This window comes from Paraburkholderia sp. MM6662-R1 (assembly GCF_050436245.1).
Classification (GTDB): domain Bacteria; phylum Pseudomonadota; class Gammaproteobacteria; order Burkholderiales; family Burkholderiaceae; genus Paraburkholderia; species Paraburkholderia tuberum.
Genome location: NZ_JBNDLV010000004.1, coordinates 2,051,704 through 2,076,298, shown reverse-complemented (window position 1 = coordinate 2,076,298; position 24,595 = coordinate 2,051,704). Strand labels below are relative to the sequence as shown.

Genomic DNA, 24,595 nt, shown 5'->3' with positions numbered 1-24,595 from the left:
TGGTGATCACGCCGCGCGAAGCGGCAGGTTCCTGACACCGGCCTGGCGGTTCGGCGCCATGCCGTTGGCGACCAGCGTCTCTTCGACCGTCTCGTACTGCACACCAATACGATAGATCTCGCGCGCTTCCTTGCCAGTGGCAATTTCGCGTCCCAGTTCGCGCGCGACGCGCACGCACTGCTCGATCTGCTGCACCGACGTGAAGCGCTTGCCGTGCTGATCGATGATCGTGTCCTCGATGCCGCAGCGCGGATGCAGGCCCATCGACATCGCCATCATGTTGAACGGCAGCACGTTCTTCAGCAGCGACTCGGCGGTGAGCGTGCAGCCATCCGGCGCGCGATGCACGAAGTTGAAGAAGTTGAATGGATTGGGGCCGTCGAAGCCGCCACCGATGCCGATCCACGTCAGGTTCAGCGGGCCCTTGTAGACGCCCTTGCGCACGAGGCGCTCGAGCGTTTCGAGCGCGTGAATGCCGGTGAGCTGGAAGTGCGGCTGGATGCCCGAAGCCTGCAGGCGGCGCAGGTGTTCCTCGACCCAGGCGGGGCCAGCCGGCACCGTCATTTCACTATAGGCGGCCATGAACCCGGGGTTGGAAAGCGAGGTGCCTGCCAGATACTCCGGATAGAGCAGCTCCATGATGTTCATTTGCGTGGTGTTGATCGCAACCGTCACCTGATCGGGCTTCGGATCGAGATCGGCCAGCATATGACGCGTGTCGTCGGACAGCCACTTCGCGGCTTGTCCGTCGTCTTCCGGTGCAAACGAGATCGAGCCACCGACCTGAATGATCATGTCGGGCACTGCCGCGCGCACACCCGCGATCAGTTCGTTGAACTTCGACAGGCGCTTCGAGCCCTTGCCGTCCAGTTCGCGCACGTGCAGGTGCAATACCGTGGCGCCGGCGTTGTAGCAGTCGACGGCCTTCTGGATCTGCTCGTCCATCGTCACGGGAATGTCTTCCGGGAAGTCCTCCGGCATCCATTCCGGGCCGTAAGGGGCGGTGGTGATGACTACCTTGTCCTGATTCTCAGGGTGCAACGAATCGTCGAGAAATTGCATTTGTTTGCCTCCATCCAGTTTTGAAGTGACGGTGTTCCGCTATCGCGAGGTCGCATGAAAACTTGCTGGAACACATCGAACGACATGTGCCCACAATACGGCAATCGCGCGCTACACTTTTATGATTGGACGCCATCCTTTTAGCGATTCGTGCCACTGCGCGTTAACACCAATAATTGCGCGAAGCAAGTGTTTAATGACTAGAAAAAATACTCAGCATGGTGAATCGTCCGGAGAAACTACGATGGAAACGATGGTGACGTCGGTAGCCATGAGCGGCTATTTCGAAGTGACGCGACGGCTTGGACTCAATCCGGTCGAGCTCGCGAAGCAGGCCGGCATCGACGCCGGCGCGCTCGCGAATCCGGACGATCGCGTATCGGCCACCGCCTGTTGCCGGCTGCTGGAAATGACGGCCGAAAAGGCGTCGTGCCCGACCCTCGCGCTGCAAATGGCGGAAACGCGGCAGACCTTCGGCAGCGGCGTGATCAATGTCCTGCTCGCGCACAAACGCACGCTGCGCGAAGTGTTGCTGGCCGCGGCCGAATACCGTCATCTGCTCAACGAAGCGCTGGCGGTGTACGTCGAGGACGCGGACAATACGGTCACCATTCGGGAGGAACTCGTCGTCGAACGGGGTACCCCGACAAGGCAGGCGATCGAACTGGCGCTCGGCGTCCTCGCGCGGCACTCCGGTGCTCTGCTCGGCAAGTTCTGGAAACCGCGCGAGGTCCACTTCACGCATCCGGCGCCCAAAGACCTGACGTTTCATCGACGCTTCTTCGGCTGTCCGCTGGTGTTCGGCAGCGACTTCAACGGGTTCGTCTGCGCAAGCGCCGATCTCGACTACCCGAATCCACTGGCCGATCCTGAACTCGTGCGCTATGCGGAAAGCCTCGCCTCTCCGCTGAACGTGAGCGCCGCGGAATCGGCCGCGCTGGAAGTGCGCAAGGCGATCTACCTGCTGCTGCCGCTCGAGCAGGCGAACGCGGAGCTGGTTGCACGTTATTTGCATCTGAGCGTGCGCACCATGCAACGGCAGTTGAATTCGGCCGGCACCAGCTTTTCGGATCAGGTCGAGGAAGTCCGCGGCGAACTCGCCGTGCGCTACATGAGCAATCCCACCTATCCGATCGGACGGGTCTCGGCGCTTCTCGGCTACGCGCAACAGGGATCGTTCACGAACTGGTTCGTGTCGCGCTTCCACATGACACCGCGCGACTGGCGCGCGAGCCATGCGAAGTGACGGCCGGTGGCAGTGAAGACAAAAAAACGGAGGGTGATGCACTGAGCATCACCCCCCGTTCTTGCCGCACCCGCTATCGCCATCCGATCACTCGGCGCGAAGCTTCACATAGCGCCCCGGTGCGCTCTCGATTGCCTTGTACTTCCTATTGCCGAGCTTCGTGCGTGCCTCGACCTGCTCGCCGGAATGCTGCTTGACCCAGTCGATCCAGTGATTCCACCAGCTGCCGCGCTGCTGAACCGACGTTGCGAGCCACTCGTCGGCGTTCTCGTCGCAGGTATCGTTGGTTCGGTAGCTGCGCTTGTTCTTCGAGGCCGGATTGATCACACCCGCGATATGGCCGCTTGCCCCCAGCACGAACTCGGTTTGCCCGCCCACTAGTTGCGTCGACTGATAGGCGGACCGCCACGGCACGATGTGATCTTCCTCGGCCGCCATCAGATAGCTCGGAATATCGATGTTGCCGAGATCCACCGGCGTGTCGCAGAACTTCAGTTTGTTCGGCACGCGCAGACTGTTTTCGAGGTACATGTTGCGCAGATAGAAGCTGTACATCGGACCGGGCAGATTGGTCGTGTCCGCGTTCCAGTACAGCAGATCGAACGCGGCCGGGGTTTTGCCTTTCAGGTAATTGTTCACGACATACGGCCAGATCAGATCGTTGGCACGCAGCGACTGGAATACGAAGCCGAGTTCGCGTCCGGGATAGAGCCCACCGCCACCGATCGCATGCTCGCGCATCGCCACGCCCTGCTCGTCGATGAACACGCCGAGATCGCCCGGGTCGGTGAAGTCGAGCAACGCCGTCAGCAGCGTCAGGCTGGCCACGGAGTCGTCGCCGTTCGCACGCATGACCGCCAGCGCCGACGACAGCATCGTGCCGCCCACGCACCAGCCCAATGCATTGACCTGGTCGGCCCGGCTAATCGCACGCGCGACGCTGATCGCCTGCATCACGCCGTCCTCGAGGTAGGCGTCCCACGTGGTCTGCGCCATGTCCTGCTGCGGGTTGCGCCAGGACACGACGAACACCGTCAGGCCCTGCTCGCAGGCGAAGCGCACGAAGGAATTCTCCGGCTGCAGATCCAGGATGTAGAACTTGTTGATGCACGGAGGAACGATCACGAGCGGCCGCGCGGCGACCTTCGGTGTCAGCGGCTCGTACTGGATCAGCTGAAACAGATCGTTCTCATAGACCACCGCGCCACTGGACGTGGCAACGCTGCGGCCCACTTCGAACGCGCTTTGATCGGTGATCGAAATCGAGCCGCTGCCCAGATCGTCGAGCAGATGCGTAACGCCCGCGAGCAGGCTCGATCCGCCCGATTCCACCGCCGCCCGGATGACTTCGGGATTCGTCGCGACGAAATTCGCGGGGCTGGCGAAGTCGATGAACTGGCGCATGAAAAAGCGCAGCTTGTGCTTGCCCTTTTCGTCGAGCGCGCTCGCCTCGACGAACTCCGCGAGTGCCCGGGCATTGATCAGATAGCTCTGTTTAAGAAGGCTGTACCAGCCGTTGCTGGACCAGTCGTCGGCGTGAAAGCGCCGGTCTCCCTGCTCGGGCTCGGCGACCGCCTTCAACTCCGTGCGCCCGCCGATCAATCCGGCGACGGCGTCGCTCCACAGTTGCGCCTGCTGTTGCAGATAGTGGGCGCTCGTGTGGGTCACGGAGCCTCGCGCAAACGGCCCGTTGAAATCGAAGTCCGAGCCGTCGGTGTCGGGCACCGTCGTAGCGTATTCATCCTTGACCGGCGAAAAACGCCATAAATCGAAGCCGGCATTGACCCAGCCCGTGGAAAACTCGTGTGGCATGCTGAATGGCATTCTCATGGCGGGGCTCGCTATCATGCTTTGCTGACGGCGCAAGCCGCGTCCTCGACGACACGGTCGCGGCAGGTTGTCGGCATGACCACGGCGTCGCCTTCGATCACCACCTTGCCGCCGACCGTGCAAACGGTGGACAGCACCACGCGGCGCTTGTCGTGAATCAGTTCCTTGACGGTCACTTCGGCCTGCACGGTGTCGCCGGGTCGAACCGGCGACTTGAAGCGCAGGTTCTGGCCGAGGTAGATCGTGCCCGGGCCGGGCAGCCGCCCCGCGATCGCCGCGGAGATGATGCTGGCGGTCAACATGCCGTGAGCGATGCGCCCCTTGAAGGGTGTGGTTTGCGCAAACTCCTCGTTGATGTGAACCGCGTTGATGTCTCCCGACGCGCCCGCGAAAAGCAGAATGTCCGCCTCCGTGATGGTCTTGGCGAACCGGGCACTCATGCCCGGTCGCAGGTCTTCGAAATCGTATCCGTTAAGCTCATTCATGATTATTCCGCTTGCTGGGCGCGCATTTGCCCTCTCTTCTGGCACGTACTGCGCGTTGTGCCGGACGCTAACCGCTGGATGCGGTTAGCCGAGCGCCTGCTCGAGTTCCGGCACGAGGGTGAACAGATCGCCAACGAGGCCGTAATCGGCGACGCCGAAGATCGGCGCTTCTTCATCCTTGTTGATCGCGATGATGACCTTCGAGTCCTTCATGCCGGCCAGATGCTGGATCGCACCCGAGATGCCGACTGCGACGTACAGTTGCGGCGCGACGATCTTGCCGGTCTGGCCGACCTGATAGTCGTTCGGCACGAAGCCCGCGTCGACCGCCGCACGCGATGCGCCCAGTGCCGCGCCGAGCTTGTCGGCCAGCGGTTCCAGCACCTTCGTGTAGTTTTCGCCGCTGCCCAGACCCCGGCCACCCGACACGATGATCTTCGCGCTCGTCAGTTCCGGACGATCGAGCTTCGTCACTTCGCGGCTCACGAACTGCGCGAGGCCTGCGTCGGCTGCCGCTTCGATCTTCTCGACCGCTGCGCTGCCGCCAACGGCTGCGACGGCATCAAAACCGGTCGAGCGCACGGTAATGACCTTGATCGGATCAGCCGATTGCACGATCGCGATTGCGTTGCCCGCGTAAATCGGACGCTCGAACGTGTCGGCGCTATCCACTGCCGTGATGTCGCTGATCTGCGCGACGTCGAGCTTCGCGGCGATACGCGGCGCGACATTCTTGCCGTAGGCGGTAGCCGGCGCGAGGATGTGCGTGTAGTGCTTCGCCGCATCTTGCACGAGCGTCAGGACCGTCGCTTCGACGTTTTCCGCGAGGCCTGCGGCCAGTTGCGGCGCATCGGCGAGCAGCACCTTGCTGACACCAGCGATCTTCGCGGCGGCATCGGCCGCGCCCTGTGCGTTATGCCCCGCGACCAGCACGTGAATATCACCGCCGATCTTCTGTGCCGCTGCGATCGTGTTCAGCGTCGCGGCCTTGATCGACGCATTGTCGTGTTCTGCAATTACCAGGTTCGTCATTTGCTCTGTCTCCGTGTCGACTGGAGTTAGCGCTTTAGCGCTTACTCCAGTCCCATGCAACATAGTTGCCGTTCTACTTAAAGCACCTTCGCTTCGGTCTTCAGCTTCTCGACCAGCGTCTTCACGTCCGGCACCTTCACACCGGCGGAGCGCCTGGGCGGCTCGGCGACTTTCAGCGTCTTCAGACGCGGCGTGACATCGACGCCGAGGTCTTCGGGCTTGACCGTTTCCAGCGGCTTTTTCTTCGCCTTCATGATGTTCGGCAGCGTTAGGTAACGCGGCTCGTTCAGGCGCAGATCGGTCGTGACCACGGCGGGCAGCGTCAGCGACAGCGTTTCCGCGCCGCCGTCCACTTCACGCGACACCGTCGCCTTGCCGTCCGCCACGACAAGCTTCGACGCGAACGTCGCCTGCGGCAGATTCGCGAGCGCGGCGAGCATCTGGCCGGTCTGATTGGAGTCGTCGTCGATGGCCTGTTTGCCGAGGATCACCAGTTGCGGCTGCTCCTTGTCGACGAGCGCCTTGAGCAGCTTCGCGACGGCGAGCGGCTGCAGGTCTTCACCAGATTCGATCAGGATCGCGCGATCCGCGCCGATCGCGAGCGCGGTGCGCAGCGTTTCCTGCGCCTGCGCAACACCGGCCGACACGGCGATCACTTCGGTCGCGACGCCCGCTTCCTTCAGACGCACCGCTTCTTCAACCGCGATTTCGTCGAACGGGTTCATCGACATTTTCACGTTCGCGATATCGACGCCCGTACCGTCCGATTTCACGCGGACCTTCACGTTGTAGTCGACCACTCGCTTGACTGCTACAAGAACTCTCACGACACTCTCCTTCCCACACCGATAGGGCCGAGCCCTACCGCTTTGAATGACACATTACGTCCGTTGATCGATCAGAACTGGTCTTCGCGCAGCGCCAGCGCGCCTTCGCCATCGCGAGCACCGCGAACCGCCGCTTCGAGCGCGATTGCACGAGGCAGCACCTGCGTCGCGTAGCTATGCGCGGTCGCGATCTTCGCGTCATGGAAGGACGGATCTTCGTCGCGCTTGTCGGCCGCCAGCACGAGCGACCGTGCGACTTGCCAACCCGCGAGCACGATACCCGCGAGCATCAGATAGGACACACTGCCGGCGAACACCGCATTCGGATCGCTTTTGACGTTCTCGACCACGTAGCGCACCGCGCTGTACAACGCCTCGCGGCCGGCGGACAGATGACGATGCATCGCCTGAAACGCCGCGCTCGAACCATACGAGGGGTGCGCCTGCACCGCGGCCAGGGTCGCGTCGATCTGCGCGAGCAGCATCCCGGCCACCTCGCCGTTGTCGCGCATGGTCTTGCGGCCGACGAGGTCGTTGGCCTGGATCGCCGTCGTGCCTTCGTAGATCGGTAGAATGCGCGCATCGCGGTAGTACTGCGCGGCGCCGGTTTCCTCGATGAAGCCCATGCCGCCGTGCACCTGCACGCCGAGACTCGTCACCTCCAGCGACATCTCCGTGCTCCAACCCTTCACGATCGGCACCAGGTATTCGTAGATCGCCTGATGATTCGCGCGCGTCGCGCCGTCCGGATGACGATGCGCGAGATCGCAATGCGACGCCGACACATAGGCCAGAGCGCGTGCGCCTTCGGTCAGCGCGCGCATCGTCGAGAGCATGCGCCGCACGTCGGGATGCTGGATGATGGCGACCGACTGCTTCGCGGAGCCATCCACGGGACGGCTCTGCACGCGCTCCTTCGCATACGCGACGGCCTGCTGGTACGCGCGATCCGAGATCGCCACGCCCTGTACCCCCACGGCGAAGCGCGCGGCGTTCATCATGATGAACATGTACTCCAGACCGCGGTTCTCCTCGCCGACGAGCTGCCCGATCGCGCCGCCGTGATCGCCGAACTGCAGCACGGCGGTCGGGCTCGCCTTGATGCCGAGCTTGTGTTCGATCGATACGCAGTGAACGTCGTTGCGCTCGCCGAGCGAGCCGTCTTCGTTGACGAGGAACTTCGGCACGACGAACAGCGAAATGCCTCTCACGCCTTCAGGCGCGCCCGGCGTGCGTGCGAGCACCAGATGCACGATGTTTTCCGTCATGTCGTGCTCGCCCCACGTGATGAAAATCTTCGTGCCGAAGATCCGGTACGAGCCGTCGCCCTGCGGCTCGGCGCGGGTGCGCACGAGCGAGAGGTCGGAGCCGGCTTGCGGCTCGGTCAGATTCATCGTGCCGGTCCAAACACCTGCGATCATCTTCGGCACGTAGCGCTGCTTCAGCTCCTCGCTACCCGCCGTCAGCAGCGCTTCGATCGCGCCGTCGGTCAGGAGCGGGCACAGCCCCAGCGACAGGTTGGCGGCGTTGAGCATTTCGATGCAGGGCGTCGACAGCAGCTTGGGCAGATCCTGACCGCCGTATTCAGACGGATGTTGCAAACCCTGCCAGCCGCCTTCGCTGAACTGGCGAAACGCGTCCTTGAAACCGGCCGCGGCGGTCACCACGCCGTCCTTCCAGGTGCTCGGGCTGCGGTCGCCGTCGACGTTCAGCGGCGCGAGCACGCCTTCGTGCAGCCGCGCGGCCTCTTCGAGCACCGCACGAGCGGTGTCGGCGGTTGCGTCCTCGCAGCCGGGCAAGCCCGCCAGTTGGTCGATTCCGGCCAGTTCCGTGAGTGCAAACAACATTTCTTTGAGAGGCGCGACGTAGCTCATTACCATTCTTCCGATCAGATAGTCCGTAGGGAAAGTCACCCGTCTGGCACCGATGCGGCCGGGGTAACGTATGGCTGAATCGTAGCGTCGGACAGGCCCTGCCCGGTTGTCCAAACCGGACGATCTATTGACATCTCTGGCCACGTCGGAGGGAGTAAGCGCCCCGTGGGAACTGCGTCGGCGGGTGTTGCCGACGCATCGATATGACGCGATCAGCCACCCCGGCGATAGGCCGCCGGGGTGCTGCCGGTCCAGTGACGGAACGCTCTGTGGAATGCGGTGGGGTCGCCGAAGCCGACGTCGCCCGCGATGATGGCGATGGGCTCGCGCGTGCCCGTCAGGCGCTGGATCGCGATGTCGCGGCGCAATTCGTCCTTGAGCATCTGGAACGCCGTGCCCTCGGCGGCAAGATGACGGCACAGCGTTCTGACCGAGCAGTGCAAGCCTTCCGCCGCCTCTTCGATGGACGGGACGTCGGGCAGCCGGGACGCGAGATGTTCCCGCACGCGATGACTGAACAGCTGCTCGTTGAACGAAACGAAGATCCAGTCTTCCGGCGCGCGAGCGAGAAACCTGCGCAGGTTCGCCTTGCGCTGACGCACGGGCAGGTCGAAATAGCTACTGCTGAACTGCATCGAGGTCTGATTGCAGTCGAACTTCGCCGGTCCGGGAAACAGATAAAGATACTCGAGCGCGTGAGCGGGACGGGGAAAGGCGAACTGCACCTGCAACAACGCAATCCGTTGACCGATCAGCCAGGACGCGATCCCATGCGCGAGCTTCAGCATCAGCTCCTGGCCCAGCATGCCGGGTTGCGCTCCCGTGCTTCCCGGACGCAGCGCCAGGCTCGCGACGAGGTCGCCGCGGCGCGACTCGAAGCGGAAGTCGTCCAGCACGAGATGGAAGAACTGGCCGAACCGGTGCATCGCGGATTCGAGATTCGGCGCATCCAGCAGGCTCAGGCAGAGAAACTTGAGCGCGCCGCTGCGCAGCGGGCGCGAGAAAACGCCGGGCATCTCATCGTCGAGTTCGATCGCGAGCGAGCGGTAGAGCGTGGAGAACTGTTCCTCGGTGACGCGCGCTCCAGGCTGGTCCAGAAGCGCGCGCGGAATGTTCGCGCCCGACAGATGCCGGTCGACGATATCCGGCCGCGTCCCGACGCTGCCGAGGAACCCGTTGACGAGCGAGATCGGTACGGTTGCGCCAGGAGCTTGCATGAGAAGGTTCCGCGAGGCGAAGACGCATCAGCATAGCGCCTCCCGCCGCATCGTGGCGAGGGTTCGGCGAATCGCTACGCGAGTGCCGCGTTCGGGGCCCGGTGGTTCCGGTAGCTTGCCGCCTATTGCGCCGATGCGTGCGAGCGCAGATATGGCACGTAGCCGTTCTGAATCTTCAGGATCTTCTCGGCGCACGCGTCATAGTCGTCGCCCTTCGCGCTGTCGGGCCCATACATGCCGCGGCACTGCGCGAACAGCGACAGCGTCGCGCCGCCCGTGCTCTTGTTCGCGCGGGTCGCTGAGAAAGCGGCTTTGCCCGAATCGTCGGGCACGTCGGTATCGATCGCGACCGCGTCCGCGCGGATCACGCGCGTGTCGGAATGCTGCTCGATATAGCGTTTCGTCGCCGCCCACGCGGCATCGCAATTCGCCGGTGTGCAGTCGATCACCGCGTCGCGTTGCGCGGCGCGAAGGTTCGGCTCGCTATGAAGGATCTCCTGCTGGGCGCGCTGCGCCTGCTTTTCCGGGGACGAGCAGGCGGCGAGTGCGCATGCGACGAGTGCGAAGGCAGCGATCTTTTTCATGAGTAGACTTCGGAGGCCATGGTCGAGCGCGATTATAGCGGTGCGGGGAAAGCGATTGCGTATTCACGACTCACATGCTGGGTTGGTAACTTCGGTTGGCGTCATCGCCCTTAGGTGTTCGCCACCAGCAACTCCTCCGCATTGCCCGGCGGTCGCAGCCCATCCGTCCGAGCCGCGAAGTAGCGCTGCGTCAGATCGGCCGCGGACACGTGCCGCGCGTCGTCAAAGCCCGCTTCGCGCCCCATGGCGATCATCTGCTGCGGCATGAAGAAGCTGATGAACGGTGTACCGCTCGCACGCGCGCCCTTCTCTGCCATTTCGAGTCCGGGGCGCACGTCCGGGTCCGCCATCTCCAGCGGCAACAGGAACGTCATCGCGAACGTCGAGCCGCGCGCCAGCCCGGCCACTTCGCGCAGCGTCGCCGCATTCGCCTCTTTCGTCAGATACATGCTGACGCCGGTCGACACGACGACGGCCGGCCTGGTTTCGTCGAAGCCTTCGGCGACGAGACGCTGCCGCCAGCTATCGCCCGCTTCGAAGTCGACCGGCACGAAACGCAGCCAGTCCGGCAGGCCGAAACCAAGCTCGCCGAGCCGCTGACGCTTCCACGTTTGCGGTCCCGGCGGGTCGACCTCGAACACGGTGAGCCGCGACGCAATGTCGGGCCGGCGTTGCGCGAAGCTGTCGAGACCGGCGCCCAGAATCACGTATTGATCCACCCCGCGCCCGGTCTGCTCGACGACCAGATCCTCGATAAAGCGTGCGCGCGCGACGATCGACGCGCGAAACGGCCGCGTGAACCGCGGATCCATATCGCCGCGGCTGCGCCAGTCTTCGGCGGGCGCCAGCAACTGCAAGCCGACTTCGTCTTCGAGCACGTGCGGCGGCGCGTCGGCCTGCACGTGCAGCGCACGCCATAACGCGACGCGCGCGGCGGTGCTGTCGGGTGCGATGTGTCGTGGATCGCTCATGGTATTTGCCCGCTTGGGTTGATGTGCCAATGCCACCGCTGCTCAATGGAAAAACGGCAGCGCGAGAAACAGTTTGATGACGATCGCGTTGACGATGTCCATGAAAAACGCGCCCGTCAAGGGCACAATCAGGAACGCGAGATGAGAATGGCCGAAGCGGTTCGTGATCGCCTGCATGTTCGCGATCGCGGTCGGCGTGGCGCCAAGTCCGAGGCCGCATTGCGCCGCGCACAACACGACCGCGTCGTAGTTGCGGCCCATCGCGGGGAACGTGATGAATACCGCGTAGAGCGCCATCAGCAGCGTCTGTGCCGCGAGGATCGAGATGATCGGCACCGCGAGCGCGGCAAGCCCCCATAGGTCGAGCCGCATCAGCGCCATCGCGAGAAAGAGCGCGAGCGCGACGTTGCCGACAAGCGCGACCGCGTGCTGGTCGATCCGCACACGCACGAGCGCGAGCACGTTGTTCAGGATCACGCCGATGAACAGCGTGCAGACGAACGTCGGCAATTCGAACGCGGTGTCCGCGATCCAGTCGGCAAACATTTCGCCGCCCGCGAGGCAGATCGAGATCAGCGCGAGCGTCGTGATGATCGCGGCGGGCGTGGTGGCCTGCTGCGCCTTCGGTTCTTCGAAGACCAGCGTTTCGTCCTTTAGCTGTTTGACGCGCAGCAACTCGTCGGCGCTGATCCGCCGCATCAGCAGCCGTGCGATCGGACCGCCGAGCACGCCGCCCATCACGAGGCCAAACGTCGCGCAGCCGATCGCGATCTCGGTCGCCGACTCCAGTCCGTGACGCTCGGTAAAGATCTGGCTCCACGCGGCGCCAGTACCGTGGCCGCCCGACAACGTGACCGAGCCGCCGAGAATCCCAAGCAGCGGATCGACGCCGAGGGCGAACGCAAGCAGCAAGCCGACCACGTTCTGCAGGATCAGCAGCCCGCAGACCAGCGCGAGAAAGCGGATCAACACCGGGCCGCCCGCCTTCAAACTTGATAGATGCGCATTCAGACCGATCGTCGAGAAAAACGCGAGCATCAGCGGCGCCTGCATCGTCGAATCGAACCTGACCTGCACGTGGGTGGTGAGGCGCGTGATCAGCACGCAGATCGCGACGATGAGCCCGCCTGCCACCGGCGCCGGAATCGAATAGGTCCTTAGCACGCCGATCCACTGCACGAGCTTTTCGCCGAGCAGCAGCACGAGCGACGTCGCAACCAGCGTGGCATATACGCCAATAGTCATGAATGGCCTCCGAGCGGGAGCGTGACAACGTTTTCTGTTTTCCCGGCGCGACGCCGCGGCGCATCGGAATGCGGCAAGGCTTTGTCGTCATCCGGAGCGCGCGCGAACCTGCGACATCTTAGCCAATCCGTCCAGGCAAAGTATGATTTTCCTTGGGTTTTATCCGGCAAGGTCGGAGCCCATATTGGGTTTCTCAGTACACGGAGTGACCGACAGATTCTCGCACTGACGTGAATTCAAACCAGCGGGAATAGGAGATGCGTAGCTCTGCAGGATAGCCCGACGAGCGCTGTCTGATTGCGTCGCAAGTATTGATCGGATGCCACCCAACCAGGAGATGTCATGAAACCAATCCTCTACCGCCGGCTTCTCGCGAGCGCGATCACGATAGCTATCGCCGCGATATGCGCGGGCTGCAAGCCCGCCGATAAGGCGGGTGGAACAGCCAACGCGGATTCGGCGGCGAGCAGTTCGCCGTCCGCCGCAAGTCAGTGACAAACAGATGACTGCATTGCCGTGCGTGGACGTGGCAGTCCTGTCCACGCACGTCCACCCTGCTTCACTGCTTTGCTATTGCGGCAACGCATAGGCAATCACGTAGTCGCCGAGCTTCGTACCGAATGAGCCGTGACCGCCTGCCGCAATCACCACGAACTGACGTCCGTTGACCGAATAGCTCATCGGCGTTGCCTGCCCGCCGGCGGGCAGACGCGCCTGCCAGAGCTGCCTGCCGTTGTTCACGTCGAAGCCGCGAATGTAGTTGTCGGCCGTCGCGCCGATGAACGCCACGCCGCCCGCCGTGATGATCGGGCCGCCGAGCATCGGCATCCCCATCTTGAACGGCAACGGAAGCGGTGAGCTGTCCCGCACCGTTCCGATCCGCTTCTTCCATACGATCTGGTTGGTCTTCAGATCGATCGCCGAAATGAAGCCCCAGGCAGGTTGCTTGCAAGGAAGACCGACCGGCGACATGAACGCATTCAGTGTCACGCCGAACGGAACGCCGTATTGCGGCTGAATTCCGGTCTCCGTCCCCGAACCTTTCGCGCCCGGTATCGGCTGAATCGGATTGCCCGGGCCACGCGGAATCAGCCGCGAAACGAACGGCAGCGCAATCGGATTGGCGACCGCAATCTGGCGATCTGTGTCGACCGCCATGCCGCCCCACTCGAACATGCCGAGATTGCCCGGAAAGACCAGCGTTCCTTGCTCTGATGGAGGTGTGAAGGTGCCTTCATAGCGCAGCTTGTGGAACATGATCCGGCATACCAGCTGGTCGTACATCGTGGCGCCCCACATGTCGGCATCGGTGAGATCCTTCGATGGCCGGAAGGTCAGTCCGGAGAACGGCTGGGTAGGCGAAACATGGTCGCCGGGCGCCGCACCCTGCGGCACCGGACGCTCCGGAGCCGGCACCACCGGCACGCCCGTGCGCCGGTCGAGCACGAACAGGTTGCCGGTTTTGGCCGGCGCATACACGACAGGCACGGTATTGCCCTTGACGTCGGTAATGTCCGCGAGCGTGGGCTGCGATGGCAGGTCCATGTCCCACAGGTCGTGGTGGACCGTCTGATAGAACCACGCGAGCTTGCCCGTCGACGCGTGCAGCGCGAGCAGGCCGCTCGCGAAACGCTCCTGCTCCGCCGTCCGGTTGCCGCCCCAGATGTCCGGCGTGGTCACGCCCATCGGCAGATAGACGATGTCCAGCTTGGGATCGTATGCAGCGGGCGCCCACGAGTTCGGGGACGTGAGCGTGTAGTGACCGCCGGCCGGAGGATTCTGATTCGGGTCCTTCGCGCCCGAGTCGAACGCCCACAGCAGTTCGCCGGAACGCACATCGAAGCCGCGGATCACGCCCGACGGCTCGCGCGTCGAATAGTTGTCCTCGACCGCGCCCGCGACGACGATCACGTCGTTCGTGATGACCGGCGGCGAGGTCGGCTCATACATGCCGGGGGTCGTCACCGGCTGGTTGTGCTGGAGATCGAGATCGCCGCCGTTGGCAAAGGTTTTGCACAGCGCCCCTGTCTCCGCGTCGAGCGCATACAGGTGGCCATCGTTGACGGGCAGATAGATGCGGCGCATGCAGGCCCCCGCGGTCGCGGCAGTCGCAGCGGGCGCAGACGCTGGTTGCTGCTGAGCGGGCGCCGCGGTCGACGCTGCCTGCTGATCCGGCGCGGCGGCCGATGCTGCCTGCTGATCCGGCGCAGCGGCCGATGCGGCCGAGGGCTGATCAGCCGTCGGCGCGGGACCGGCCGCGGAAAGATCGACGTAAGCCACACCACGGCAGGTCACGTGCTGGAACGACGGATCGGCCTTCAGCTGCGGATCGAATTTCCATTTCAACTTGCCGGTCCGCGCATCCAACGCCCATAGGATCTGATGCGGCGAGCATAGAAACAAGGTCTCGCCGATCTTGATCGGCGTGACTTCGTCCGTAATCTCGACGGGGTCGTTGGGGCCTTTGCTATCCCCGGTCCGGAAGATCCACGCGACCTGTAAGTCCTTGACGTTTGCAGGCGTGATTTGAGTCAGCGGGGAATAGCGGGTACCGGCCTGGGTGCGCGCGTAGGCCGGCCAGTCGGCGGCGCTATCACCGGTCTCTGCGGGGGCCGCCGATGCCGCACTGAAGCTGCCGTTGACCGTTTGCGGGTCGTTGAAGTTCGCGTAGACGAGCACGCCCGCCCAGACAGCCAATGCAACGACGAGCGAACCCATGCCGAGCCCGCGTGCGCCCTCCATCCGCCAGCTCACGAGCAGCAGTAGCCACACGCCGAAAATGACCAGCACCCCGGAGCGCGGAGCCAATGCCCAGAAGTCCGTGCCGGACTCCCACAGTGCCCAGACCGCGGTCGCAATCATCACGAGCGCATAGAGAACGAGCGCAGCGGGCTTGCGCCGGTAAAGCAACCACGTCACTACTGCGAGCAGCAGGCCCGTGATCAGGTAGTACCACGACCCGCCTACGGCAATCAGCCATGCTCCGCCGATCGCGAGGTAAAGCGAAGTGAGCGCGAGAAACACAAGTGTGATTGCGCCGATGACGACTGACCAACCGGGCTGTCTCGACATGATGATCTTCCACCCTAATCAAGAACGACGTGCGCGCGCAGACCGCAAAAGATGGGCCTGGTCTGTCCTGTTGTTCGATGCAGGCGCCTGACTTCTCGCGGGTTATCGCGCGTGCAGCGATGAGATCGAACCTGCCGCGGACATGCAACCGATACCTCGCTATCTGACCTGTTGGCCCAGGTGGTCGAGAGCGTAGCGTCGGCAATGCTCAAGATATGCCGCTTCGTTGGCGACGGTCAATTGAATCATGCTGCGCCACAGCGATGATCGGTGAGCTTCCAGCCCGCTCGCTCCAACGCGATATGCACGGCCGGCACGGGACCGAGACCGAACATGCCGGGCTCGACGGCGGCGATGCCGAAAGCCGCAAGACGCGCACTCGCTTCGATGCCCCTGGCGTCGGCATAACCGCGCTCGGCCACGACCATTGCCGCCGCACCGCTGTTCAGGCCGGGCGCATTGCCCGCCGTGATCGTGCCATCGGGACGGAACGCGGGACGCAGCTTTGCCAGCGTTTCCACGGTCGTTTCCGGACGCGGCAGCTCGTCGCGCGTGAACTGGATGCTGCCCTTGCGCCCTTCTATTTCGACGGCGACGAGTTCGGCATCGAATGCGCCGCGTTGCGCCAGGCGATCGCCATGGCCCTGAGGCGCGAGAAGATCGCCGTTTCGACCGCGCATCCGTTCGCCGCGTCGGCGCGCCTACCGCACGCGATCCGGCTCGCGCTCGGCTCGGTCAGCTTGACGACGCCCAAGCAGTCGCTGCAAACGGTCGCGCGGGTCATTGCCGACCAGACCTACCGATCGAAGACTGCGCTGGGCCGCCCCCATCATCCCGGCGCGGCCCAGCGCGCATTGCGACGTATCGCCTGTGGCGGTTGTCCAAACGCTCGAGTGAACGCATCGCGCATGCGGCGCGGGTCGGAAAATCCGGTCTGCTGGGCGATCTGTTCGACCGTATGGCGGCTCCTTTCCAGCATGAGTCGCGCGGCTTCGAGACGCAGTCTCTCGACGGCCTTGGCGGGAGATTGCCCCGTCTCCGCCCGGAACGCGCGGCTGAACTGACGCGGGCTGAGCCGCGCCACTTCGGCCAGTTGTTCCACCAGCAGCGGTTGCGCGAGATTCTTCCGCGCGTACGTCAGCGCGGACTGAATGCGATCCGATTTCGCATCGAGTTCCAGCAACGCCGAATGCTGGGACTGACCACCGGCGCGTCGATGAGAAACGACGAGCGTTTGCGCGACCGATCTCGCAACGTCCACCCCCAGATCGGCCTCGACCGGCGCCAACGCGAGATCGATTCCCGCCGTCATGCCCGCCGACGTCCAAATCGAACCGTCGACCGCGTAAATCCGGTCTTCCTCCACACGGATGCGCGGAAAATGCTTCCGCAGCGCGGACGCATAGACCCAGTGCGTGGTGGCGCGCTTGCCGTCGAGAAGGCCCGCTTCGGCCAGCACGAAGGCGCCCGTGCAAATAGCGGCGACGCGCCGGGCCGTCGCCGCGCTGTGACGTGCGTAGGCGAGCAGCCCATGGGACGGCCGCGCCGCGCCCGGATCGCCGCCCGTGAAAAGGACCGTGTCGAACGTTCGCTCTTCGAAGGGTTCGGTCATCACCGTGGGACCACCGATCGGTCTGACCGGCGCGCCATGTTCCGACAGCGTGAGTACTTCGTAGAACGATTCACCGAATTTCTGATTGGCAAACGAAAACACCGGCTGCGCGGCGAGCGACATGGCGTGAAACCCATCGAACACGACGAACGCGACTGACGGCACGGCGATTCCTTTGAGTGGTGTCCTGAAACCGTAGTTTCTACGTCCTTTGCGATCTCGGCGGCCGCCCATATAAATGCGCTATGGATGCGCGGATTTGATTGAACGCGAATGAGCGGCCCTCGACGATCCTTCCGCACCAGCGGTCGACCGACTCTTTCAGTTCCCATTCTAGTCACCGTTTCCTTATCGCAGGTCAGGAGAACTCCTCATGAAAGTCCTCAAATCCCTACTCGTCACCGCGCTGATGGCGGCTCCCGCCATCGCGAACTTGCCGGCGACCGCGCTTGCGGCCGAAACGGCCGCGACGTCGGCTGCGTCGACGGACGACACGGCGTTCCGACCGTTCACGGCGCACTTTTCCGACGCGCAGCTAGCCGACCTGAAGAAACGCATCGCGCAGACGCGCTGGCCGCAACCGGAGACGGTGACGGATCGGTCGCAAGGCGCGCAGCTCGCGAAGCTGCAGGCGCTCGTGCAGTATTGGGGCACCGACTACGACTGGCGCAACGCTGAAGTGAAGCTCAACGCGCTGCCGCAGTACGTGACCACGATCGACGGGGTCGATATTCACTTCATCTGGGTACGCTCGAAAAATCCCGGTGCGTTGCCGCTCATCATGACGCATGGCTGGCCCGGCTCGGTCTTCGAAGAGCTCAAGGTGATCGGACCGTTGACTGACCCGGTAGCGTACGGAGGACGGGCGGAGGATTCGTTCGATCTGGTTCTGCCATCGATGCCCGGATATGGGTTTTCGGGCAAGCCGGCAACGGCCGACTGGACGCCTGATCACATCGCGCGAGCGTGGGAAGAACTGATGCGGCGGTTGGGCTATCAGCACTACGTCGCGCAGGGCGGAGACTGGGGCTCGGTGATCGCCGACAAGATGGCCGCGCAAAAGCCGCCGGGCTTGCTCGGCATTCACGTCAACATGCCAGCGACTGTCCCGCCCGAAATCGCAAAACGGCTGAAGGCAGGCGATCCGCCGCCGCGCGGACTTCCCGACAAGGAGAAAATCGCCTACCAGTCGCTGAACAATCTGTACACGCGCGGCGGCGGCTATGCGGCGATGATGGTCACACGTCCGCAGACGATCGGCTATGGCGCTCGCGGACTCTCCGGTCGGGCAGGCTGCGTGGATGTACGACAAATTCGCGGACTGGACCTACAGCGGCGGCGATCCTGAACGGTCATTGAGCAAAGACGAGATGCTCGACGACATCACGTTGTACTGGCTGACCAATACCTCCACGTCGGCGGCGCAGCTGTACTGGACCAACAACGCGAACAACTTCAATAGCGTGAACATCTCGATCCCAGCCGCCGTGACGGTGTTTCCCGGCGAGATCTATCAGGCGCCCCGCAGTTGGACCGAGCGCAGCTATCACCACCTCATCTACTTCAACGAAGTGAACAAGGGCGGCCACTTCGCGGCATGGGAACAACCGCAACTTTTCTCGGAAGAAATTCGCCCCCGCTTCGCTGCGGATCGCATCGGCGGGCTATCGGGTAATCGTTCCGCACTTGCGCGGTTATGGCACTCACAGGCGAAGTCGGCCAGATTGAATCAGTGCTGCACGAAGTGGATCCGCAGCATGCGCTAAAGATCAATAGGCGGGCGGCCATTGCCGCGCTTCGGATAATGCGGCTCGATCACCGCGCACAGTTGCGCCCATGGCACGATCGCGTTCATCGTGTCGAGAAACTCGTCGCGCCGCGTGCGTTTGCGGTGCGTCTCGAAACCCGTTCCTTGATCGGCTGCCATCGCCAGCGTCTGCTGCTTCATCCTGTTTCGCCTTCCTCGTTCGATCCGATCTCTGACGCCTGACGTACCGGTTCGGTGGACTTAATTAGCGTTGCCCTGGACGGGTCTGGCTTGGGTAGTCCCACATAGCATCTCTGCCTTGGCCAACGGACGGACAGCAGCGCGAGGAAGTGCTCGTGCTGCTCGCAGTTACGATGAAGCGTCTGGATGGGCGGGCACCGTGAATTGAAAGATCGCGCCGCGCGGCACGTTCGCGCTTGCCCACAATCGGCCGCCGTGCGCCTCGACGATCGAACGGCAGATCGGCAGCCCCATCCCCAAACCGGTCGGCTTGGTGGTGTAGAAAGGAGCGAAAAGGCGCTCGGCACTGTCCGCGGCAAAGCCAGGCCCCGAATCGAGCACCGTCACGAGTACACAGCCCGAGTCGGCTCTTGCCGTGCTGATGAGCAATTCCCGCACGCCATCGCTGACACCGCTCATAACCTCCATCGCGTTGATGAGCAAGTTAAGGAGGACTTGTTGCAACTGGACCCGATCTCCTTCAATTAGCGGTAATCGGTCCGCGAGATGCGTCTGCACCGAGGCGCCGTGCTTCCACGCTTCGCCACGGGTGAGCTCAATCACCTCGCGGATTGCCTCGTTGATGTCCACCGGTTCCTTCCGTGGCGGCGTCTTCCTGATCAGTTCATGGATGCGGCCGATTACGTCCCCCGCTCGGTTACCGTCGTTGACGATCCGGCCGAGCGCCTGCCGGGCCTTCTCGACTTCAGGAGGCTGGCCGGCGAGCCATCGCAGCGCCGCCTGGGCGTTGGTGACCGTCGCGGCGATCGGCTGGTTGACTTCATGAGCGATCGAGGCCGTGAGTTGGCCCAGGGTTGCGACACGATTCGCGTGCGCCAGCTCCCTTTGCACCTCCCGGTAACGCCGATCGCTCTCGTGGGCTTCGGTTTCGGCACGCTTGCGCTCGGTCAGATCCACGACGAATGCCACACCTTCCGTCCCGCTTGCGTCAAACGTGGCCAAACCGACCAGAACGGGCACACGGCTACCGTCCCTCCTGATGTACTCCTTCTCGTAAGGCTGGGCGCGCCCCGTCTGCCCGGCCTCCACCAGGGCCCGTTCGCTGCGCGGGAGCCATTCCTGCGGCGTCAGATCCCTCCAGCCTACGCGACCTGAGCCTATATCTTCACGCTCGTATCCCACCATGCGCAGAAATGCGTCATTGGCCTCGAGAATCTCACCATCGAAATTCCAGACAATGATCCCGATGATGTTGGCATCCACGAGGCGCCGGATCTTCGACTCGCGTTCGAGCAGTGTTTGTTCGGTGCGTTTGCGCTCGGTGATATCCATTACCGCGCCCACGAAACGGAAGCGATCCGGATCACAGCCGTTCACGCCATGCGCCACAGCTCGAACATACTTGATAGAAGCATCAGCCATCAGCAGACGATGCTCGACCGTAAATGCCTTCCTTTCGCTTGCGGCGCGGTCGATGATTTGCTGCACATGGACACGATCGTCCGGATGCGTCCGGTCGATGATGGCCTGCACGGTGGGCTTGATGGCAGCGTCGAGCTCGAATATTCGATAAGTCTCATCTGACCAATAGATCTCGCCGCTCAACAGGTACCAGCCAAAACTCCCTGTGTGGCTCAGTCGTTGGGCTTCCGCCAGATACATCTCGCTCCGGTGTAGCGCCTGCTCGACGTTCTTGCGTTCGGCTCGCTCACTTGCTTCGCGCAGCGCGCGCCGCACTGCGGGCACCAGCCTCGACAGCCGCGTCTTCAGAACGAAATCGGTAGCGCCACTCTTTAGCGCCTCTACCGCCAGTTCTTCGCCAAGCGTGCCGGAAACCAGGATAAAGGGCACCTCGGGACGTTCGCGCAGAGTGACCTCCAATGCCGAGAGGCCGTCGAACGCCGGAAGTTTGTAATCCGCGAGAATCAGGTCGATTCCAACGGTTTTCAACGCAGCCTCGAAGTCCGCACGCGATTGCACGCGAACGATTTCGCAGCAGAGATGATCGGCTTGAAGGAACTCTTGAATGAGTTCGGCGTCATTCGCGTTATCTTCCAGCAACACAATGCGAAGCCCCGACATTATTGCCCCTTCCTCATGCTGCCTGGCGGCGGCTCATTGATCAGTGCCCAGAATACGCCTAGCTCCTTGATGGCATTTATAAATTCATGAAAGTCGATCGGCTTTACTACGTACGCGTTTACCCCGAGTTTATAGCTTCGCATCATATCTTTCTCTTCGTGCGACGATGTGAGCACCACCACGGGAATGAGCTTCAAACGTTCGTCCGACTTCACTGTGTCCAGGACTTCCAAGCCATCGACCTTGGGGAGTTTCAGATCCAGTAACATGACTGAAGGGTTCTCGTCGTAGCGATCGACAAATTCCTCCCTGCAATAGAGGTAATCCAAGGCTTGCTGTCCGTCTCTGGCAACCACTACCTCGTTTGCCAAGTTACAGTCTGACAGCGCGGCCAGAGTGAGTTCGACGTCTCTCGGGTCATCCTCGACGAGCAGAATGCGTCCTAGTTGGTCCATGGTGTCCTCGCAGTCTTTGCCGTTGCACCGTGTGCCTTAGGCACTGAAAAATAGAAAGTAGCGCCCTGATCCACCCCCCCCTCTGCACGGACCTTGCCTCCGTGGCGGACGATGATGCGTTGAACGATAGCTAGTCCGATGCCAGTACCTTCAAACTGCTCCGGGAGATGCAGACGTTGAAAAACGCCGAACAGTTTATGCGCATACCGCATGTCAAAGCCTGCACCATTATCTTTCACAAACACCTCCACCACGTCTTTATTTGGGTCCACGCAACCAATCTCGATTTCGGCCCGCGTTCGCATGCGTGTGAATTTGACCGCATTGGCGACGAGGTTGGCGATAACCAGTCGGAGCATGGGACGATCCCCGTAGCAGACCGGAAGAGGGTTGATTGTCCATACAATGTCTCGCCCGCTCGTTTCTTGCCCGATCTCCGCAACGACCTCCTTGACGAGCTGATCGAGGCTCACCGGCGTCTTTGTGGTCTCCACCTGTCCGACCCTGGAAAAGGCCAGCAAATCGTCGATCAGGTTACTCATTCTTTTTGCCGCGTCGACAATCGTTTGTATGTAGCGACGACTTTTATCATCGAGCGAAGAGGCCGCCTGTTTTTGTAGTAGCTCGGAGTATCCGATCACATGGCGAAGTGGCGCGCGTAGATCGTGCGAGACGGAATAGGCGAAAGATTGCAGTTCCTTGTTACTCGTTTCAAGCTGCTCAGCCCGCGCGGTGACTTCCTGATTGAGCCTGTGAATCTCGCTTTCTTTATGCTGACTCTCTGTTGCAATTCGGCCTGAAGGCGATCGCTGGTGTGACGAAGCTCAGTTTCGATTCGCCGTCGCGCAGCGACGAAACCGGCAAAGATCAAGCCCCATGCCGTGAAAACTAAAAAACGCGGAAAATCTTTGGTTTGAAGACCGATGGTGTACAGCGGCGCAGAAAGAAAATAATCGTAGGATGCCGCCGATAGCACGACTGCCAGCACGGAAGGTCCTACCCCTCCGTACCAGCAAGCAACCCCGATGGCGAAGTTAAAAGGGGACCCGTAGATGTCGTGGATCCCGAAAAACCGGAACACGAGCGCCAGCCCAAGTGCAGCCCCAACGCAGACGACGGATAAGCCGTAGCGCAGAATCGGTGAGCGACTTTGCAAGTCCAGGTGCAAGTGCGCCAAGCTTCGCCTCATTTCCAAAGGTGCGGATCCCCTGAACTAAAAATTATAGTCGTCCCAGTTCCGATAGTTGAGCAGGCGGGGACGCCCCAACGCGGATGCGTTGGCGAGCCGGCTCATGCTTGTGCCCGTTGTCCGCCTCGATCATCGCGATGGTGCGGGTGTGGTCCACCAACGATTCGTCTGCCAAATAGACCGCCAGAAGTCTTCCGTTAAACCGATCAACACCGCTTGACAAACATGGATAGGCAAATCGGCGAATGGCAGCTCAGGGGTTCAGTAGCTGCCGCAGATGGGGTGCCGGGTTCAATGGGTCGGAAGTACCCATTCGGCTCTCTGGAGAAGCGGTCATTGGCAGGCTCCAGCTTGACTTCGGCGCCGAAGAGGCGTGGCAGACAGGAAGCCTTCCACCGTGAAGGTACGGACGCCGCGCGTCAAGACGGGCTGCAGACCACCGCGGTCAGCAACAACGGAATCACCGTGCGAACGGTAGCGTTGCTGCCAGCATCGCGCACGCGCGATTCGACCGCGTCGCTGGGAGCGGACAGCACAGCGCCATACAGCGGGCCCGCGAACGCATTGCCGCGGCCCTTCTTGAACGTCCCGTCGTCCTGCTCGTACCCAAGCACGGCGTAGACACGAAAGCCGAAGGCCGTTATGTCGCTGCCTTGCGTTGGCCGAAACGCGTTGACCGAATTCGCCTCAACGTGCATCGGATTCGGGTCGATGTACTGGTTGTTGATGAGCTGCCCGATAAACGCGTGTGGACTCGCCCTGCAGTCGAATTGCCCATCAAGCGCGTACGCGTGCGCCGCGACTGGCCGGAAGCCTGCGCCTGACACCAGCAGTATGACGAGTACTTTTAGAAGACGGATTGCCATGGTGAACTTGCCAGAACCGCGGGGTCGACCGGCAAAACACGAGCCAGCCTGTAGTCTCGTAGATTTTCGCCGTCCGCGTGTGCGTGTTATGAGCGAACGATGCAGTTGGGATAGGAGTCGGCTGCAGCGGCTCGGCTCCGACCATGCCTGGCGAATGGCCGTTGTTCGCATGCGTACGCCGCCGTGATTGGCCTCGCACGAGCGTCTGAGGTTATGTGCCATCCCTGACATGCAGCGCGCCGATTGCGCTCCGGTGGCGCCGCGGCCCGCGCCGCCGAATCCCGCGCCGGTCATTCCGACCGCGAGATGGACCTTCTTTTTTCCCCATCGGCGCGCAAGCGCACGGACGTCCTTGGCGGGCACGCCGGTTTCGCCCTCCTGCCACTCGGGCGTCTTGGGAACGCCGTCGGTTTCGCCCAGAAGATAGGCCCTCCACTCGTCGAACCCGGTCGTGCGGGTGGCGATGTAATCCTCGTCGTACAAGCCCTCCATGACCCATACGTACATGATGGCGGTGGCGAGAGCAGCATCGGTTTGCGGTCGGACCGGAATCCAGCGCCCGCCCAGCAACTGCGCGGTAGGGTTGCAGTGTGGGTCGATATGAACGAACTCTATGCCGAGGTCCTTGGCCCACAGGCGCCGCGGCGTGCCCTCGAATCCCGCGTAGGCCCCGTTGGTACTTTCGGGATCGCAGGACCAGAACACGATCATGTCGGCTTCCTTCAGGCAATCCTCGACGCCACCATTGCCGGATGGCACGCCGACGCGCATCGAGTTAACGAAATGCTGCATGGCGCCCCAGTACCAGCCTTCCCAGCTATCCGGATTGGCCGCGACCCGGGTGAAGCCGATCAACCGCGCAAGGGTCACAGCGCAGATCCAGTCAAGCGGCAGCCCGGTGCCATGCATCCCTTTCAGGCTCGCACCGCAGCGCGAACAACTGGCAACCTGCCCTTTCAGACGCGAAGGTTTGCGAAATAGCAGATCGCATTCCTGGC

Annotated in this window: 18 protein-coding genes and 5 pseudogenes; 3 read left to right on the top strand and 20 right to left on the bottom strand. The window is 62.5% G+C overall.

All coding sequences use genetic code 11. From position 1 onward, the window contains the following. Positions 1-6 precede the first annotated feature (6 nt). Positions 7-1,062: a 3-keto-5-aminohexanoate cleavage protein gene (locus tag OKW39_RS39420; RefSeq protein ID WP_090809455.1), complete on the bottom strand. Its 1,056-nt coding sequence runs from the start codon at positions 1,060-1,062 to the stop codon at positions 7-9. A 244-nt stretch (positions 1,063-1,306) separates the two neighbouring features. Between OKW39_RS39420 and OKW39_RS39415 the strand changes: the two genes are divergently transcribed. Then, entirely contained in the window at positions 1,307-2,308 is a 1,002-nt protein-coding gene (locus OKW39_RS39415) for an AraC family transcriptional regulator (protein ID WP_090809453.1), read from the top strand. An 87-nt stretch (positions 2,309-2,395) separates the two neighbouring features. Here the strand turns inward: OKW39_RS39415 and phaC are convergent, their stop codons facing one another. From phaC to gltS, 9 genes are all read right to left on the bottom strand, one after another. After that, positions 2,396-4,138 (bottom strand): class I poly(R)-hydroxyalkanoic acid synthase, encoded by a 1,743-nt coding sequence (phaC, locus tag OKW39_RS39410; protein ID WP_429565112.1) that lies wholly within the window; start codon positions 4,136-4,138, stop codon positions 2,396-2,398. 14 nt (positions 4,139-4,152) lie between these two features. Beyond that, on the bottom strand, positions 4,153-4,623 hold the full coding sequence (locus OKW39_RS39405) for a MaoC family dehydratase (RefSeq protein WP_429334190.1): 471 nt from the start codon (positions 4,621-4,623) through the stop codon (positions 4,153-4,155). An 84-nt stretch (positions 4,624-4,707) separates the two neighbouring features. After that, positions 4,708-5,655, bottom strand: a complete 948-nt coding sequence (locus tag OKW39_RS39400) for an electron transfer flavoprotein subunit alpha/FixB family protein (RefSeq protein WP_429565111.1) — start codon at positions 5,653-5,655, stop codon at positions 4,708-4,710. 77 nt (positions 5,656-5,732) lie between these two features. Further along, positions 5,733-6,482 (bottom strand): electron transfer flavoprotein subunit beta/FixA family protein, encoded by a 750-nt coding sequence (locus OKW39_RS39395; protein ID WP_429565110.1) that lies wholly within the window; start codon positions 6,480-6,482, stop codon positions 5,733-5,735. Positions 6,483-6,553: 71 nt separating this feature from the next. After that, positions 6,554-8,356, bottom strand: a complete 1,803-nt coding sequence (locus tag OKW39_RS39390) for an acyl-CoA dehydrogenase (protein WP_429565109.1) — start codon at positions 8,354-8,356, stop codon at positions 6,554-6,556. 212 nt (positions 8,357-8,568) lie between these two features. Then, positions 8,569-9,573, bottom strand: a complete 1,005-nt coding sequence (locus OKW39_RS39385; RefSeq protein WP_090809441.1) for an AraC family transcriptional regulator — start codon at positions 9,571-9,573, stop codon at positions 8,569-8,571. Positions 9,574-9,695: 122 nt separating this feature from the next. Further along, positions 9,696-10,157, bottom strand: a complete 462-nt coding sequence (locus OKW39_RS39380; RefSeq protein ID WP_090809439.1) for a hypothetical protein — start codon at positions 10,155-10,157, stop codon at positions 9,696-9,698. Positions 10,158-10,267: 110 nt separating this feature from the next. After that, the gene (locus tag OKW39_RS39375; RefSeq protein ID WP_429565108.1) at positions 10,268-11,128 is read right to left on the bottom strand and encodes a class I SAM-dependent methyltransferase; all 861 of its coding nucleotides are present in this window, start codon (positions 11,126-11,128) and stop codon (positions 10,268-10,270) included. 42 nt (positions 11,129-11,170) lie between these two features. After that, positions 11,171-12,373: a sodium/glutamate symporter gene (gene gltS / locus OKW39_RS39370; protein ID WP_429565107.1), complete on the bottom strand. Its 1,203-nt coding sequence runs from the start codon at positions 12,371-12,373 to the stop codon at positions 11,171-11,173. Between the two features lie 342 nt (positions 12,374-12,715). On the opposite strand from gltS, the gene OKW39_RS39365 reads away from it, so the two are divergent. Continuing rightward, positions 12,716-12,868, top strand: a complete 153-nt coding sequence (locus OKW39_RS39365) for a hypothetical protein (RefSeq protein ID WP_429565106.1) — start codon at positions 12,716-12,718, stop codon at positions 12,866-12,868. A 75-nt stretch (positions 12,869-12,943) separates the two neighbouring features. On the opposite strand, the gene OKW39_RS39360 is transcribed toward OKW39_RS39365, so the two are convergent. The 3 genes and pseudogenes from OKW39_RS39360 to OKW39_RS39350 all read right to left on the bottom strand — a co-directional run bounded on the left by OKW39_RS39360 (position 12,944) and on the right by OKW39_RS39350 (position 17,222). Beyond that, positions 12,944-15,445 (bottom strand): glucose/quinate/shikimate family membrane-bound PQQ-dependent dehydrogenase, encoded by a 2,502-nt coding sequence (locus OKW39_RS39360; RefSeq protein WP_429565105.1) that lies wholly within the window; start codon positions 15,443-15,445, stop codon positions 12,944-12,946. 266 nt (positions 15,446-15,711) lie between these two features. Further along, positions 15,712-16,065, bottom strand: a pseudogene (locus OKW39_RS39355) (acetyl-CoA C-acyltransferase); the annotation flags it as partial. 209 nt (positions 16,066-16,274) lie between these two features. Next, the gene (locus tag OKW39_RS39350) at positions 16,275-17,222 is read right to left on the bottom strand and encodes a GlxA family transcriptional regulator (RefSeq protein ID WP_429565104.1); all 948 of its coding nucleotides are present in this window, start codon (positions 17,220-17,222) and stop codon (positions 16,275-16,277) included. Positions 17,223-17,430: 208 nt separating this feature from the next. Between OKW39_RS39350 and OKW39_RS39345 the strand changes: the two are divergent. Continuing rightward, positions 17,431-18,700: pseudogene (locus OKW39_RS39345) on the top strand (epoxide hydrolase family protein); the annotation flags it as partial. An 8-nt stretch (positions 18,701-18,708) separates the two neighbouring features. Here the strand turns inward: OKW39_RS39345 and OKW39_RS39340 are convergent. From OKW39_RS39340 to OKW39_RS39310, 7 genes and pseudogenes are all read right to left on the bottom strand, one after another. Next, a pseudogene (locus tag OKW39_RS39340) lies at positions 18,709-19,005 on the bottom strand (IS5/IS1182 family transposase); the annotation flags it as partial. 168 nt (positions 19,006-19,173) lie between these two features. Next, entirely contained in the window at positions 19,174-21,087 is a 1,914-nt protein-coding gene (locus OKW39_RS39335) for an ATP-binding protein (RefSeq protein ID WP_429565103.1), read from the bottom strand. Further along, positions 21,087-21,542 (bottom strand): response regulator, encoded by a 456-nt coding sequence (locus OKW39_RS39330; protein WP_090809426.1) that lies wholly within the window; start codon positions 21,540-21,542, stop codon positions 21,087-21,089. The genes OKW39_RS39335 and OKW39_RS39330 overlap by 1 nt, the downstream gene beginning before the upstream one ends. Then, positions 21,530-22,084, bottom strand: a complete 555-nt coding sequence (locus tag OKW39_RS39325) for a sensor histidine kinase (protein ID WP_429565495.1) — start codon at positions 22,082-22,084, stop codon at positions 21,530-21,532. The genes OKW39_RS39330 and OKW39_RS39325 overlap by 13 nt, the downstream gene beginning before the upstream one ends. Positions 22,085-22,099: 15 nt before the next feature. Continuing rightward, positions 22,100-22,183 (bottom strand): annotated as a pseudogene (locus tag OKW39_RS39320) (hypothetical protein); the annotation flags it as partial. After that, complete coding sequence (locus OKW39_RS39315) at positions 22,180-22,719, bottom strand: DUF4118 domain-containing protein (protein ID WP_429565102.1); 540 nt, start codon at positions 22,717-22,719, stop codon at positions 22,180-22,182. The pseudogene OKW39_RS39320 and the gene OKW39_RS39315, both read right to left, overlap by 4 nt. Positions 22,720-23,825: 1,106 nt before the next feature. Then, positions 23,826-24,464 (bottom strand): annotated as a pseudogene (locus tag OKW39_RS39310) (molybdopterin-dependent oxidoreductase); the annotation flags it as partial. Positions 24,465-24,595 lie beyond the last annotated feature (131 nt).

Excerpts from the sequence above, each read along its gene's own strand:
- OKW39_RS39420 (WP_090809455.1), bottom strand. The coding sequence starts at position 1,062 with ATGCAATTTCTCGACGATTCGTTGCACCCTGAGAATCAGGACAAGGTA.
- OKW39_RS39415 (WP_090809453.1), top strand. The coding sequence starts at position 1,307 with ATGGAAACGATGGTGACGTCGGTAGCCATGAGCGGCTATTTCGAAGTG.
- phaC (WP_429565112.1), bottom strand. The coding sequence starts at position 4,138 with ATGAGAATGCCATTCAGCATGCCACACGAGTTTTCCACGGGCTGGGTC.
- OKW39_RS39405 (WP_429334190.1), bottom strand. The coding sequence starts at position 4,623 with ATGAATGAGCTTAACGGATACGATTTCGAAGACCTGCGACCGGGCATG.
- OKW39_RS39400 (WP_429565111.1), bottom strand. The coding sequence starts at position 5,655 with ATGACGAACCTGGTAATTGCAGAACACGACAATGCGTCGATCAAGGCC.
- OKW39_RS39390 (WP_429565109.1), bottom strand. The coding sequence starts at position 8,356 with ATGAGCTACGTCGCGCCTCTCAAAGAAATGTTGTTTGCACTCACGGAA.
- OKW39_RS39385 (WP_090809441.1), bottom strand. The coding sequence starts at position 9,573 with ATGCAAGCTCCTGGCGCAACCGTACCGATCTCGCTCGTCAACGGGTTC.
- OKW39_RS39380 (WP_090809439.1), bottom strand. The coding sequence starts at position 10,157 with ATGAAAAAGATCGCTGCCTTCGCACTCGTCGCATGCGCACTCGCCGCC.
- OKW39_RS39375 (WP_429565108.1), bottom strand. The coding sequence starts at position 11,128 with ATGAGCGATCCACGACACATCGCACCCGACAGCACCGCCGCGCGCGTC.
- gltS (WP_429565107.1), bottom strand. The coding sequence starts at position 12,373 with ATGACTATTGGCGTATATGCCACGCTGGTTGCGACGTCGCTCGTGCTG.
- OKW39_RS39365 (WP_429565106.1), top strand. The coding sequence starts at position 12,716 with ATGAAACCAATCCTCTACCGCCGGCTTCTCGCGAGCGCGATCACGATA.
- OKW39_RS39360 (WP_429565105.1), bottom strand. The coding sequence starts at position 15,445 with ATGTCGAGACAGCCCGGTTGGTCAGTCGTCATCGGCGCAATCACACTT.
- OKW39_RS39335 (WP_429565103.1), bottom strand. The coding sequence starts at position 21,087 with ATGTCGGGGCTTCGCATTGTGTTGCTGGAAGATAACGCGAATGACGCC.
- OKW39_RS39330 (WP_090809426.1), bottom strand. The coding sequence starts at position 21,542 with ATGGACCAACTAGGACGCATTCTGCTCGTCGAGGATGACCCGAGAGAC.
- OKW39_RS39325 (WP_429565495.1), bottom strand. The coding sequence starts at position 22,084 with ATGAGTAACCTGATCGACGATTTGCTGGCCTTTTCCAGGGTCGGACAG.